This is a genomic window from Roseicyclus marinus, from assembly GCF_030163795.1.
Classification (GTDB): Bacteria; Pseudomonadota; Alphaproteobacteria; order Rhodobacterales; family Rhodobacteraceae; genus Roseicyclus; species Roseicyclus marinus.
In genome coordinates, this window is sequence record NZ_JASJOF010000001.1 from 439233 (window position 1) to 451877 (window position 12645).

At 65.6% G+C, this 12645-nt stretch carries 14 protein-coding genes; 5 read left to right on the top strand and 9 right to left on the bottom strand.

All coding sequences use genetic code 11. The features are described from left to right. Positions 1–2: 2 nt before the first annotated feature. The 7 genes from QQK63_RS02315 to QQK63_RS02345 all read right to left on the bottom strand — a co-directional run bounded on the left by QQK63_RS02315 (position 3) and on the right by QQK63_RS02345 (position 5513). Entirely contained in the window at positions 3–254 is a 252-nt protein-coding gene (locus tag QQK63_RS02315; protein ID WP_277826596.1) for a hypothetical protein, read from the bottom strand. Position 255: 1 nt separating this feature from the next. Beyond that, complete coding sequence (locus tag QQK63_RS02320) at positions 256–2082, bottom strand: M3 family oligoendopeptidase (RefSeq protein ID WP_277826598.1); 1827 nt, start codon at positions 2080–2082, stop codon at positions 256–258. A gap of 147 nt (positions 2083–2229) precedes the next feature. Continuing rightward, complete coding sequence (locus QQK63_RS02325; protein WP_277826600.1) at positions 2230–2592, bottom strand: hypothetical protein; 363 nt, start codon at positions 2590–2592, stop codon at positions 2230–2232. A gap of 46 nt (positions 2593–2638) precedes the next feature. After that, positions 2639–3649: an endonuclease/exonuclease/phosphatase family protein gene (locus QQK63_RS02330; protein WP_277827786.1), complete on the bottom strand. Its 1011-nt coding sequence runs from the start codon at positions 3647–3649 to the stop codon at positions 2639–2641. Positions 3650–3663: 14 nt separating this feature from the next. Then, positions 3664–4383 carry a molecular chaperone DjiA gene (locus QQK63_RS02335; RefSeq protein WP_277826602.1) on the bottom strand — a complete coding sequence of 240 codons (720 nt, stop codon included), beginning with the start codon at positions 4381–4383 and terminating at the stop codon, positions 3664–3666. A 51-nt stretch (positions 4384–4434) separates the two neighbouring features. Continuing rightward, positions 4435–4905: a GNAT family N-acetyltransferase gene (locus QQK63_RS02340; RefSeq protein WP_277826604.1), complete on the bottom strand. Its 471-nt coding sequence runs from the start codon at positions 4903–4905 to the stop codon at positions 4435–4437. Continuing rightward, complete coding sequence (locus tag QQK63_RS02345) at positions 4902–5513, bottom strand: VOC family protein (RefSeq protein WP_277826606.1); 612 nt, start codon at positions 5511–5513, stop codon at positions 4902–4904. Before QQK63_RS02345 ends, QQK63_RS02340 begins: the two co-directional genes overlap by 4 nt. 73 nt (positions 5514–5586) lie before the next feature. Between QQK63_RS02345 and QQK63_RS02350 the strand changes: the two genes are divergently transcribed. The 5 genes from QQK63_RS02350 (at position 5587) to QQK63_RS02370 (ending at position 10196) form a co-directional block, all read left to right on the top strand. Continuing rightward, positions 5587–6153: a 5-formyltetrahydrofolate cyclo-ligase gene (locus QQK63_RS02350; RefSeq protein WP_277826608.1), complete on the top strand. Its 567-nt coding sequence runs from the start codon at positions 5587–5589 to the stop codon at positions 6151–6153. A 56-nt stretch (positions 6154–6209) separates the two neighbouring features. Then, positions 6210–7034 carry a TIGR00282 family metallophosphoesterase gene (locus QQK63_RS02355; RefSeq protein WP_277826610.1) on the top strand — a complete coding sequence of 275 codons (825 nt, stop codon included), beginning with the start codon at positions 6210–6212 and terminating at the stop codon, positions 7032–7034. Then, positions 7024–7941: a DMT family transporter gene (locus tag QQK63_RS02360; protein WP_277826612.1), complete on the top strand. Its 918-nt coding sequence runs from the start codon at positions 7024–7026 to the stop codon at positions 7939–7941. Before QQK63_RS02355 ends, QQK63_RS02360 begins: the two co-directional genes overlap by 11 nt. An 87-nt stretch (positions 7942–8028) precedes the next feature. Continuing rightward, a complete protein-coding gene (locus tag QQK63_RS02365; RefSeq protein ID WP_277826614.1) occupies positions 8029–9810 on the top strand; it encodes an SLC13 family permease in 1782 nt (593 codons plus the stop codon). A gap of 23 nt (positions 9811–9833) precedes the next feature. Then, positions 9834–10196, top strand: coding sequence for a hypothetical protein (locus QQK63_RS02370; protein WP_277826616.1), 363 nt, complete (start codon positions 9834–9836; stop codon positions 10194–10196). A gap of 101 nt (positions 10197–10297) precedes the next feature. Here the strand turns inward: QQK63_RS02370 and bchJ are convergent, their stop codons facing one another. Together bchJ and bchE are read right to left on the bottom strand one after the other, a co-directional pair. Then, entirely contained in the window at positions 10298–10888 is a 591-nt protein-coding gene (gene bchJ, locus QQK63_RS02375) for a bacteriochlorophyll 4-vinyl reductase (protein WP_277826618.1), read from the bottom strand. 4 nt (positions 10889–10892) lie between these two features. Further along, complete coding sequence (gene bchE, locus QQK63_RS02380; RefSeq protein ID WP_277826620.1) at positions 10893–12629, bottom strand: magnesium-protoporphyrin IX monomethyl ester anaerobic oxidative cyclase; 1737 nt, start codon at positions 12627–12629, stop codon at positions 10893–10895. Positions 12630–12645: the final 16 nt, after the last annotated feature.

Below are 12645 nucleotides of genomic sequence, written 5' to 3' on the forward strand. Positions count from 1 at the left end.
GTCTAGCGCCCTCCGCGCAGCCATCGCAGCGCCGGCACCACATCGAGCGAGGCAACCGCCAGCCCCAGCGGCAGCATCCACAGCCCCAGGACAGGCAAAAACGCCAATAGCCCGCCCGCCATCAGCAAAACGCCAAGGATCAGGCGGCCCCCCGGTGGCACGACCTGCCGAACGCGGACCAGAAACCGCCGCGCACGCGTTTTCCAGCGCAAAAGCTCTTGGTCCGACACGAAGGGGATGCGGCTAAGGCCCATCTCAGTCTTCCATCGCCTCCAACTCGTCGATGAAGCCTTCGATCATGCTCAAGCCCTTGTCCCAGAAGGCCGGGTCGCTGGCATCAAGCCCGAAGGGCGCGAGCAAGTCCTTGTGGTGCTTGGACCCGCCTGCCTTCAGCATCTCGAAATACTTCTCCTGAAAGCCCGGCGTGCCTTCCGCATAAACCGCGTAAAGCGCGTTCACCAATCCATCGCCGAAGGCATAGGCATAGACGTAGAAGGGCGAATGCACGAAATGCGGGATATAGGCCCAGAAGGTCTCGTATCCGTCCATGAAGTCGAACACCGGCCCGAGGCTTTGCGCCTGCACCGACATCCACAGCGCGTTGATATCCTCGGGCGTCAGTTCGCCCTCGCGGCGGGCGGCGTGCAGCTTGCATTCGAAATCGTAAAACGCGATCTGGCGCACGACCGTGTTGATCATGTCCTCGACCTTGCCTGCCAGCAGCACCTTGCGCGCGGCATCGTCCTTGGCCTCGGCCAGCATCTTGCGGAAGGTCAGCATCTCGCCGAACACGCTCGCCGTTTCTGCCAGCGTCAGGGGCGTGGAGGACAACAATTCCCCCTGACCCGCCGCCAGCCGCTGGTGGACACCATGGCCCAGCTCATGGGCCAGCGTCATGACGTCCCGCGGTTTGCCGAGATAGTTGAGCATCACGTAGGGATGCACCTCCGCCACCGTCGGATGGGCAAAGGCACCGGGCGCCTTGCCCTCCTTCACGCCGGCATCGATCCAGCCTTGGGTGAAAAACGGCTCCGACAGCTCCGCCATGCGGGGATCGAACCCGGCATAGGCCTCGGTCACGAGCTTGCGCGCCTCCTCCCAGCCGAAAACGCGGTTCTCCTCCATGGGCAGCGGCGCGTTGCGATCCCAGACCTGCAACCGCTCCAGCCCCAGCCACTTTGCCTTGAGCGCGTAATAGCGGTGCGACAGGCGCGGGTAGGCGGCAACGACGGCATTGCGCAGCGCCTCGACCACTTCGGGCTCGACATGGTTGGACAGGTGCCGCCCCATCTGCGGCGTGGGCAGCTTTCGCCAGCGGTCCGAGATTTCCTTGTCCTTGGCCAGCGTGTTGTGGACACGCGCGAACAGCGGCAGCCGTTCGGCAAAGCCCTCGGCCAGCGCCCGCGCGCCCGCCTCGCGCCGCGACCGGTCATGGTCGGTCAACAGGTTCAGCGTCGCTTCGATCCCCAGCCGGTCGCCGTCCACCTCGAAGGACATCCCCGCGATCGTCTCGTCGAACAGCTTGTTCCACGCGCTCGCCCCCACGACCGATTGATCGTGCAGGAATTTCTCCAGCTCATCCGACAGCTGGTAGGGTTTCATCGCCCGCATCCGGTCGAAAACCGGCTTGTAGCGCGCCAGCGCCGGATCGCCGCCGAAAACCGCCTCGTAGCCCGCATCGGGGATGCGGTTGAACTCAAGACCGAAAAACACCAAGGCGGTCGTGTAGGTGGTGATCTTGTCCTGCATGTCGGACATGAACTTGGCGCGGCCCGCATCCGTCGTGTGCTGGTAATAGCGCAAGCCTGCGTAGGACATGATCCGCCCGGCTACCACGTCGATCTTCTCGTAGCGGCGCACGCAGTCGAGCATGGCGGCCGTGTCCAGATCCGCCAGCTTGCCCTCGTACTCGGCGGCGAAGGCCGCGCATTCCTGCGCCAGCCAGTCCAGATCCTTCGTCAGCTCCGGCGCATCGGGCGCCGCATAAAGATCGCTCAGGTCCCAATCCGGCAGATCGCCCAAGGGCGCCCCGCCCCCATCGCGCGCGGCGTCACGGGGCAGGGGGATAGGAAACTGGGACATCAGCATGGACAGACCTTTCGGAATTCGTGTTCCCGCCAGATATGGCCCCCAGCGCGCCCAGTCTCAACCCACCGCGCGCCCGCCCCTTCATCTTCCCGAAAATACGGCGGGGGGAGGCCCGCAAGGGCCGGGGGGCAGAGCCCCCTATTACAGCTCCACCTCGCCCCCCTCGCCAACCTCGGGCATGGGGGCTTCACCCCATGGTGGCGCATCGGTGCTTCGCCGGATCAAGATGTCGCCATTGGGCAGCCGCTCGGGCAATTCGTAGTAGGACAGATCGTCCACCACTTCGCCCAGACGCTCCAACAGCGGCATCAGCTCCTGCTCGAAAAAGGGTCGGGCGCTGTCGAGCATCGGACGCATGTCTTCGAGCAGCCGCTCGAGGATCATCCGGCTGCCCTCCCCCAAAAGGTCGAGCCCCTCACCGAACCCGCCACCCTCGTCTTGCGCCGCCACGGGGGCGGCCGCCGCAAGAAACCCCGCAAGAAGGATCGTGAACCGCATCATCATCCCCTCCATTCCGTTACCCGGCATATGGGAAGGCCCGAGCGCGCTGTCATCCCTCCGCCGCCATGTCCAGCGTCACCGGGAAATGATCCGAGGCCGCCAAGAGCGCGTCGCGCAACCCCTCGTTCTCCCAGCAATCCGGATCTTCGAACGGATGCCAGACCCGCCAGCGCCGGGCCATGGGCCGCAGGTCGGGCGAGACCATGATGTAATCCAGAAGCGCCGAGATATAGCGCCCCTCGGAGGCGATGTAGAACCGTGCCGTGGTGGGCGCGGCCATGATCCGGCGTTCCAGCGCGCGGGCGGCATTGGGGTCGTGCAAGGCCCGCGCCGGATCCTCGCCCCAGCCCATGACGATCTCGATCCCCGACCGCCCGAACAGATCCTCGAACACATCGAGGCCCGGACCATCGTTGAGATCGCCCAAAAGGATCAGCGGCTCCCCTTCGTCCAGATGGGCGACAACCCTTTGGCGCAGCCAGATGCATTGCGCCAACTGCTTGCGTCGGTTCGCGATGGCCAGCTTCATCGCGTGATCGGCATCGCGCGCGCCATGGGGCGCTTTCGATTTCACATGCACCCCGATCATCCGCATCACGCCCAGTGGCGTGTCCAGCCGCATCTCCAGCGGCGGCTTGGAAAAGGTCACGACATCCTCGGTCGCATCCACGTCCAGATCGATCCGGAAACTGTGATCGAACCGCGGCGCGCCCAGATCGCTCGGCGCATGGCGCGCCCGGATCACGTCGGGATCGTAGAGCAGCATGATTTCTTGCTGCGTGTCATTGGCAAAGCCCAGACAGACCTCGCGCGCCCTGAGGCCCGCCTTGCGCGCGAAGGTCTCCAGCGCCACCGCCCCGTTCCGGTGCCGCGACACATCGGGGGCTTCGACCACCAGCACCCCGTCCGCATCCATCGCCCGAAAGACGGTGATCAGCGCCGCGATCTGCTCGGCCCGCGTCACGTTGTGCCGCCCCGACCACGCGTTGGTGTCCAAAAGCCTTCCCGCATCGTCGAAGAGCGCGTGAAACCATTCCACGTTGTAGGTCGCGATGCGCAGGGAGCGCCGGTCCATCACACCCGCTCTGGCGTGCGTTCCGAGGATCGGGCCGAGATTTCCTCCCAAGCCCGATTGACGGCAATCAGGCGTTTCTCGGCCAGTTTCACCGCTTCCTCGGGGACGCCGCGCGCGATCATCCGGTCGGGATGGGTCATGCGCACTTCTGCCCGCCACGCCGCGCGGATGTCTTCCATCGGGGTGTCGGGGCTGACGCCTAGAACCGCAAAGGGATCGGGGGCGGCATCGGGCACATGGCGCGCGCGCATCCGGCGGAACTGCGCCTCTTCCATCCCGAAAATCTCGGCGACGCGATGGAGGAACGCATCCTCCGCCGGGTGGTAGTCCCCATCGGCGGTGGCGATGTGAAACAACCCTTCCATCAGGTCGCACAGCACACTGTCGACCCCGCAGGGGCGCCCCTCGGCGCGAAACATCGCGGCGATGCGGGCGGCATAGGTCTCGAACCCCGCCACATCCTCGCGCGCAAGGTTGAAGACGCGGGCTGCCGCGCGCTCATCCTCGGGCGGGATGTGGAACACTTGCCGAAAGGCCGTCACCTCGTCGCGCGTCACCAGCCCGTCGGCCTTGGCCATCTTGGCCGACAGCGCGATGACGGCGATGGTAAAGGCCACGGTGCGTTCGGGGGGGGCGCGCAGCTTGTCAAAGACCGCGGACAGGCCTTCGCCCTTGGCAAGTGCGGTCAAGGCCTCGGTTATGCGGGTCCAGAGCGACATGGCCCCATTTAACGCGAAGCCTGCAGCGATGTCAGGGGAAACTGCCCGCGATCAGAGCATTTTCTGCATCAAGACCAGATCGTGCCAATGCCCGAATTTCCAGCCGACCTCCGGCAGGCGCGCGATCTCGCGGTAGCCGATGGCGGCATGAAAGGCGGCACCCCCCGCATTTTCGCCCGCCACGCCCGCGATCATCGAATGATGGCCCGCGGCCTTCGCCTCTGCCTCGGCTCGGGTCATCAGCGCGCGGCCCAGACCCCGCCCGCGTGCGCCCTCGGCGATATGAATCGAATGTTCCTGCGTATGGGCATAGCCGGGGCCCGCGCGGAATTGCGACCATGTGACGAAACCCACCAAAACGCCCCCCTCACAGGCGACAAAATAGGGCTGTTGCGCGATCTGAACCGCAAGCGTGGCGGGATCCTTTTGTGCCGTGGTGAAGGTCTGGTTCGTCTCGCGGATGATGACGTTCCAGATCGCGGCAATGGCGCTTGCATCTTCGGGCCGGCCCGCGCGGATCACAGCACGACCTCGCCCTTCGGCGTTGCGATCACGGCCTCCATCCGGGGCGCATCGGCTTGGGTCACCGAGATCCGCGCATCCGCGATCAGGGGCGCAAGCGCAGCCTTCAGCGCCGCGGCCTGCGGCGAAAACAGCCGCAATCCCGCAAGCTTTGCCCCCACATCCGTCAGGCGCGGGGCAGGGTGGGCCGTCCCCTCCCACTGGATCAGCGCGGGGAACAGTCCGTCAAAGGGCAAGATGCCATCGACCGGCACCGCCATCCGCCAACGCAGATCGCCGCGCGCCAACGACCATGGCACACCCGCACCGGGTGGGCAGGCGGCCAGCGCCGCCTCCAGATCGTCGCAGCGGCAGATCCATGTCGTGGCCCGCGCAGGCCCCGCAAAGCGATCCAGATCGAACCAGCGCGGTTGTGCCGGGGCCTGCCCCTCGGGGTCGATGGCGATCACCTCGAGGTAATCGACCCCCAGCCCCATGAGCCTGTTGTGCGTGCCCATCGCGGCATGTTGCCCGCCCGCCTGCAGGGGCAGGCCAAGCGCCGCCTCGACGTGCGCGGCCCCCGTTTCCAGCACCTCGGCCGCCACCGCGATATGGTCGAGTGTGAGCATCCTGTCGCCTTTCCCTGCCGCCCTGTCGCGCCCCGCCTTGCGCGCGCCGCCCAAAGGGTTTTGGGTCGGCCGCATGAGTGACGTCAAGGCCAGCCTGCGCCAATCCGCCTTTGCCGCGCGCCAGCGCGCCTTCGACCTGCGGCACCAAAGCGGGGCGGTCACGCGTGCCACCGCGCATCTTCTGGCGCTGATCGGCCCGGCCCATGGCCTGACCGTTGCGGGCTACATGCCCATGCGATCGGAGATGGATCCTTTGCCCGCCATGACGGCCCTGCACGGACAGGGCGCGCGGATCTGCGTGCCGGTGATCGCGGGCCGTGGCCAGCCGCTCGACTTCCGCGCATGGACGCCCGAGGCGCCGATGATCGACGGCCCTTTCGGCGCGCGCATCCCCGAAAGCGGCGATTGGCTGACGCCCGATATTCTGATCGTGCCGCTGGTGGCCTTCGATCCTACCTGCAACCGTCTGGGCTATGGCGGCGGCTTCTATGACCGGACGCTTGCGCGCCTGGCGGCCACGCGGCCCGTCCGCGCGCTGGGCCTTGCCTTTGCCGCGCAGCGCCTGCCTGCCATTCCGACCGAACCCACCGATGTGGCGCTCGACGCCATCGTGACCGAGGACGGGATCCTCCGCCCCTGACCACGGGTGGCCATTTGCACCTTGCCCAACCGCCCTCCGCGACCTAAGCCCACGGCATGCGTATCCTCTTTCTCGGCGATGTCATGGGCCGCGCGGGCCGGGCGGCGATCACGGAAACCCTGCCGCGCCTGCGCGCAGATTGGCGGCTCGATTTCGTCGTGGTCAACGCCGAGAACGCGACCGGCGGCGCGGGGCTTTCGGCGGCCCATGCCAAGGCGGTGCTGGAGGCAGGGGCCGATTGCATCACGCTTGGCGATCACGCCTTCGACCAGCGCGAGATGCTGCAATTCATCACCGAGGAACCGCGCATCCTGCGGCCGCTGAATTATGCCAAGGATGCGCCGGGCGCAGGCGCGCGCGTGTTCAAGACGACGCGGGGCCGTCAGGTCCTTGTCGCGCAGGCTTTGGGGCAGGTCTTCATGAAACGCCCCTTCGACGATCCGTTTTCCGCGCTCGACGGCATCTTGCGCAAATACCCGCGCGGCGGCGCGGTTCAGGCGGCGCTCATCGATATCCATGCCGAGGCGACGTCCGAAAAGATGGCGACAGGCCATTTTTGCGACGGGCGCGCCAGTGTGGTCGTGGGCACCCACACCCATGTGCCCACGGCGGATGCGATGATCCTGCCCGGCGGCACCGCCTACCAGACCGATGCCGGCATGTGCGGCGATTACCATTCCGTCATCGGCATGGAAAAGGCCGAGCCCATGCGCCGCTTCATCACCGGAATGCCCAAGGATCGCTTCACCCCCGCCGAAGGGCCTGCGACGCTGTCCGGTCTTTTCGTCGAAACCGATGACAAGACCGGGGCTGCGACCGCCGCCCATGCGATCCGGCTCGGCGGGCGGCTTGCGCCGCAGGGTCCGCCCGATGTGGCGTGATCTGCCGCGCGAGAGGCTGGGTTACGTCCTGATCCTGATCCTGTGCGGCGCGGGCTGGGGTCTGGGCCAACCCATGTCCAAGATCGCGGTCTCCGAAGGCTATCGCCATTTCGGCATCATCTTCTGGCAATTCGCCATCGCCGCCCTGCTTCTGGGCGCGATGAACCTCGCGCGCGGCGGGCGCTTGCCCCGCGAACCGCGCCACCTCCTGTTCTACACGCTCATCGCCTTGATCGGGACGCTCCTGCCCAATTCGGCAAGCTATACCGCCGCGATCCACCTGCCCTCGGGCATCTTGTCCATCGTGCTGTCGCTGATCCCGATGCTGGCCTTTCCCATCGCGCTGGCATGGGGGCTCGACCGGTTCTCGGCCCGGCGTCTCTTGGGGCTTTGCCTTGGGCTTTCGGCTATCGTGCTGATCGCCGCACCGGGCACCAGCCTGCCCGATCCCGCCATGGCCTGGTGGTTGCCCGTGGCCCTCATCGCGCCGCTCTTTTACGCGGTGGAGGGCAATTTCGTCGCCCGCTACGGGACCGAGGGGCTGGATGCACTTCAGGTTCTGCTTGGCGCCTCCATCGTGGGAATGATCCTTGCCCTGCCGCTGGCGGCGATGACCGGGCAATTCATCTCGCCCCTGCCGCCCTGGGGCGCGCCCGATGTCGCCATCATCGTGTCATCGGTCAGCCATGCGCTGGCTTATACCGCCTATGTCTGGCTTGTGACGCGGGCGGGATCGGTCTTTGCCGCGCAGGTCTCCTACCTCGTGACCGGCTTTGGCATCCTCTGGGCCAAGCTGATCCTCGATGAGACCTATTCGCCATGGGTCTGGGCGGCCCTTGCACTGATGATGGCGGGCCTCGCGCTCGTCCAACCGCGCAAGCCGCCCGAACCCCTGCCCGCCGAATAGGCAGCGCCGCCCCGTTACTTGCGCTTGCCGCGCCCAACCCTATCGCTACACTCGGACCTCGGCGCGCTTTCCGCGCAAGGTAGCATTATGATCGATCTGCCCTTGTCCCAGACCGGCGAAGGCCTGCTGACGCTGGCGCTCTTACTAGTGATGTTCGCGCTCTTTCTGCTGGAGCGTTGGCCGACCGAGGTGGTGGCGATCGCGGGCGTTTCCGTCCTGATGATCCTCGGGCTCCTGCCCTTCGACAGCGCGACCGAGGTGCTGGCCAACCCCGCACCATGGACCATCGCGGCGATGTTCATCGTCATGGGCGCGCTGGTGCGCACCGGAAGCCTCGACCGCCTGACCAAATTCGCCGAGGCCAAGGCCGCCTCCAACCCCGCCATCGCGATCACCGCCCTTCTGGGTATCGTGGCGCTGGCTTCGGCCTTCATGAACAACACGCCCATCGTCGTGATCATGATCCCGGTGTTCGTTCAGATCTCGCGGATCCTGAACACCTCCGCCTCCAAGCTTCTGATCCCGCTCAGCTATGCCGCAATCATGGGCGGTACGCTGACGCTGATCGGAACCTCCACCAACCTGCTGGTCGATGGTGTCGCCCGGACCCAAGGGCTGGAGCCCTTTACCATCTTCGAGATCACGCCCATCGGCCTTGTGGTCGTCGCATGGGGGATGATCTACCTGACGCTCATCGGCCGCCACTTTCTGCCCGAACGCAGCTCCATGGCCGCGATGCTGGGGGCGGGCCGGTCCAAGGCCAAGTTCTTCACCGAGGTGGCGGTGCCCGAGGATTCCGCCCTCATCGGCCAGAACGTGACAGAGGTCGACATGTTCAGCCGCGAGGGTGTGCGCCTGATCGACGTGCTGCGCGGCGATGCCTCGCTGCGGCGCGCCATGGATCAGGTCGTGCTGCAGGCAGGCGACCGCGTCGTTCTGCGCACCGACATGGCCGAGGTCCTCGGCCTCCAGGCTTCCAAGGAACTCAAGACGGTGGACAAACTGTCCTCGGTCCGCACCACCACGGTCGAGGTTCTGATCACGCCCGGTGCGCGGCTGGTGGGCCGGACGCTGGGCGATTTGCGCCTGCGCCGCCGCTACGGGGTCTATCCGCTGGCCGTGCACAGGCGGAACCAGAACATCGGGACCCAGATCGACAACCTGTCGATCCGCGTAGGCGACACGCTGCTTCTCGAAGGCGATCCGGCCGATATCCAGCGTCTGGCCGCCGACATGGATCTGGTCGATGTCTCCCAGCCCTCCGAACGCGCCTACAGGCGCGCCAAGGCGCCCATCGCCATCGGTGCCATGGCGGCCATCGTGGTGCTGGCAGCGCTCGACGTGGCGCCGATCCTCGTGTTGGCCGTCATCGCGGTCGCCATCGTTCTGATGACGGGCTGCATCGACGCGGACGAGGCGTTTTCCTTTGTCGAAGGGCGGCTCTTGGCGCTGATCTTCGCCATGCTTGCCGTCGGCGCGGCGCTGGACCATACCGGGGGCATCGAACTGATCGTGGGGCAGGTGGCACCTACCCTGATGGACCTGCCGCCCTGGGTGCTGGTCTGGGCGGTCTATTTCATCACCACCACGCTCACCGAGCTTGTCTCGAACAATGCAATCGCCGTCATCATGGCCCCCATCGCCATCGCGTTGGCCGAGGCTGTGGGCGTTGATCCGCGCCCGCTGGTCGTGGCGGTGATGATCGCGGCCTCCGCCTGTTTCGCCACGCCCATCGGCTACCAGACCAACATGCTGGTCTATGGGCCGGGGGGCTATCGCTTTACCGATTTCATGCGGATCGGTATACCGCTGAACCTGAGCCTCGGGGTGGTCGTCTGTCTTGCGATCCCGCTCTTTTGGCCGCTCTGATCCCAGACCTGAAAGGTCCCGCCATGCGCCGCGCCCTGCTTTCCGCCCTGACCCTCGCCACGCTGGCCGCCTGCGCCGCGGGGCCGGCCATGCCCGAACGGGTGACGCTTGACGCCACGCTTCTGACCGTGGGGATGAGCAATGGCACGACCTGTCTTGGCCCCGCGCCCGAAACCGGGGCGGAAACCGGCTGGTCCGGCACGCTCACGGACTGCGCGACCCCCTATCCCTACACGGTCGAGATCGACCCCGGCACCAACCCCGTGCGCTTCATCTTGCAAGAGATTTTCGGCGACCGCCTGATCCGGCCGCTGGCCACCGTGACGATCACCGATGCCACCGGCCGCGACCGGGTCTTCCAGTCGCCGGAACCGATCACGGAATAAAGGTCGCGGGAAAACGGCAGCTTTCCTAACCGCGAAGCTGCAGCTTCGCGTGCCGGAAACCTCGAGGTTTCCGGTGCGGAAAACCCGGGTTTTCCGCCCCCTCACCGCACCCGCCGCAGCTCGAACCGGCAGGCCTGCGCGCCCTGCGCGCAGCAGGTCGTCTCGACCACCTGCCAATCCTTGCCACATATCGCGCAGAAAAGCCGCTCGAACACGGCCGCATGCCAATGGCACAGCGGCACCTCCGACACCTCGCCGCGCACCACCGGGTTGTCCAAGATCTCGAAAACCGGCGGGCGGCCTGCGCCTAGCCGAAACGCCCCCGACCCGCAAAAGGTCCAGGCGTGTTTGGCGATTGCCTTGGACAAGATCGGCACCGACAGCCGCGCGGGCAAGAGCTTCAGCACTGTCTGCGCCGGTTTCGGGATGCGATGGGCCAGGATGTAATCCCCCGTCCGTCGCCCCGCTTCCATCGCCAGCCGCGCGGCATCCCCCGGCATTGCCTGTCGCACCACCTGATGCAGCCGGGCGGCGGGGCCCTCCTCGATCAGGCCGCCTGCCGGATCAGGCAGCGCGATGATCCCCGCCATGGCAAGGATATGGGCGGTCTCATCTGGCCCCCGTGCCGCCTCCAGAACCGGCACGAACTGCAAGATCGCATTGGGCCCGATCCGGGCGCTTGCCTCGGCCATGGGATCATTCGGCGGGGATCTGGCCCGCCTCCTCCATCTGCTGATCGCCGCCGCCGCAAGCTTTCATGCTTCCTTGCGCTACCGCTTCGCTGCTTGAGCGCGATTTTTCTTCCTGCGCTACCGCTTCGCTGCTTGAGCGCGTGTTGGCCTTCACCTCCGCTCCGTTGGGCATCTTGAAGCCCGCGTTGCGCGACAGCTTCGCCGCCCGCTTCTGTGCCGCGATATCCTGCTTGGACTGCCAATCCTCCATCTGTGCAGGCGCGATCGTCCGCGTCCGGTCGAAGTTGAAGTTCAGCTTGCCCTTGGATTGCGGCCCCCAGTAATCCACCTTGCCCAGATCATAGAACTGCCGCGCGAAACCGGCCTTCAGGAACGCCTTGAGGCACCCCAGCAGATACCGCCGCCGATAGCCCGTGCCGCGCCACGGGTAATGGAACAGCGCCTTTTTCGAATAGAACCGCCGGTAATTATTCATCACCCGGTCGAGCAACTCGTCGCGGTCCATCGCTTCGGGCTTCATGATGGGCGTGACGAAATTGTATTTCGAGAAATCGAAAATCTCGACCTTGTCGCCTAGCTCTTGATACAGCGGCGTGAACGGCCAGGGCGTATACATCGCCCAATTCGCCAGGTCAGGCTGCCAGTCCCAGGCCATGCGATAGGTCTCTTCCAGCGTCTCGGGCGTCTCGTTGTCGAGCCCCACGATGAACTGCGCCTCGGTGAAAATATCGGCCTCCCGCAACAGCCGGATCGCCTCCTTGTTCTCCTCGACTTTGGTTTCCTTGTTGAACTGGTCGAGCTTCAGCTGCGCCGCCGCCTCCGTCCCGAGCGAGATATGCACCAACCCCGCCGAGCGGTAGAATTTCAGCAGATCGCGGTCGCGGTAGATATCCGTCACCCGCGTGTTGATCCCCCATTGCACCCGGCGCGGCAGATCGCGCCTGATCAATTCCTCGCAGAACTGGATGAACTTGCGCCGGTTGATCGTCGGTTCCTCGTCGGCAAGGATGAAGAACCCCACACCGTGCTCGTTCACGAGCTTTTCGATCTCGTCCACCACCTTGATCGGGTCGCGCACCCGGTAGTCGCGCCAGAATTTCCATTGCGAACAGAAGGAACAGGTAAAGGGACAGCCGCGCGCCATGTTGGGGATCGCGACCTTCACGCCCAGCGGCACGTAGATGTACTGGTCCCATTTCAGAAGCGACCAATCGGGCGTGATCGCGTCCAGATCCTTGACCGTGGAGGCCGCGGGCGTCGCCACGATCTCGTCGCCGTCGCGATAGGCGATGCCCTTGATCGCCCCGCGCTGATCGGGCCACAGCCCCTGGTGATAGGCCCGGATCAGTTCGACGATGATCTCCTCGCCCTCGCCGCGCACGATCACGTCGACCTGTGGCGCCTCGGACAGAACCTGCTTGTACATGAAGGTCGCGTGGATGCCGCCCAGAATGCGCAGCGCGTTCGGGACCACTTCCTTGGCGATTTGCAGCGTTTCCTCGGCTACATAGATCGACGGCGTGATCGCGGTCGTGCCCACGACATCGGGCTGGATCTCGGCCAGCTTGACCCGCAACTCCTCGGGGCTGACATGATCGGTCATCGCGTCGATGAAATGGATATCGGTAAAGCCCGCCGTCTTCAGCGCCCCCGCGATATAGGCGACCCAAGCGGGCGGCCAGTTGCCCGCGATTTCGGCCCCTCCCGAATGATAGTTGGGATGGATGAGACAGATTCGCATGGCCGCACTCCCGATA

Bases quoted from the DNA above. Each gene is read 5' to 3' on its own strand.
- QQK63_RS02315 (WP_277826596.1), bottom strand. From the start codon at position 254: ATGGGCCTTAGCCGCATCCCCTTCGTGTCGGACCAAGAGCTTTTGCGC.
- QQK63_RS02320 (WP_277826598.1), bottom strand. From the start codon at position 2,082: ATGTCCCAGTTTCCTATCCCCCTGCCCCGTGACGCCGCGCGCGATGGG.
- QQK63_RS02325 (WP_277826600.1), bottom strand. From the start codon at position 2,592: ATGATGATGCGGTTCACGATCCTTCTTGCGGGGTTTCTTGCGGCGGCC.
- QQK63_RS02335 (WP_277826602.1), bottom strand. From the start codon at position 4,383: ATGTCGCTCTGGACCCGCATAACCGAGGCCTTGACCGCACTTGCCAAG.
- QQK63_RS02345 (WP_277826606.1), bottom strand. From the start codon at position 5,513: ATGCTCACACTCGACCATATCGCGGTGGCGGCCGAGGTGCTGGAAACG.
- QQK63_RS02350 (WP_277826608.1), top strand. From the start codon at position 5,587: ATGAGTGACGTCAAGGCCAGCCTGCGCCAATCCGCCTTTGCCGCGCGC.
- QQK63_RS02355 (WP_277826610.1), top strand. From the start codon at position 6,210: ATGCGTATCCTCTTTCTCGGCGATGTCATGGGCCGCGCGGGCCGGGCG.
- QQK63_RS02360 (WP_277826612.1), top strand. From the start codon at position 7,024: ATGTGGCGTGATCTGCCGCGCGAGAGGCTGGGTTACGTCCTGATCCTG.
- QQK63_RS02365 (WP_277826614.1), top strand. From the start codon at position 8,029: ATGATCGATCTGCCCTTGTCCCAGACCGGCGAAGGCCTGCTGACGCTG.
- QQK63_RS02370 (WP_277826616.1), top strand. From the start codon at position 9,834: ATGCGCCGCGCCCTGCTTTCCGCCCTGACCCTCGCCACGCTGGCCGCC.
- bchJ (WP_277826618.1), bottom strand. From the start codon at position 10,888: ATGGCCGAGGCAAGCGCCCGGATCGGGCCCAATGCGATCTTGCAGTTC.
- bchE (WP_277826620.1), bottom strand. From the start codon at position 12,629: ATGCGAATCTGTCTCATCCATCCCAACTATCATTCGGGAGGGGCCGAA.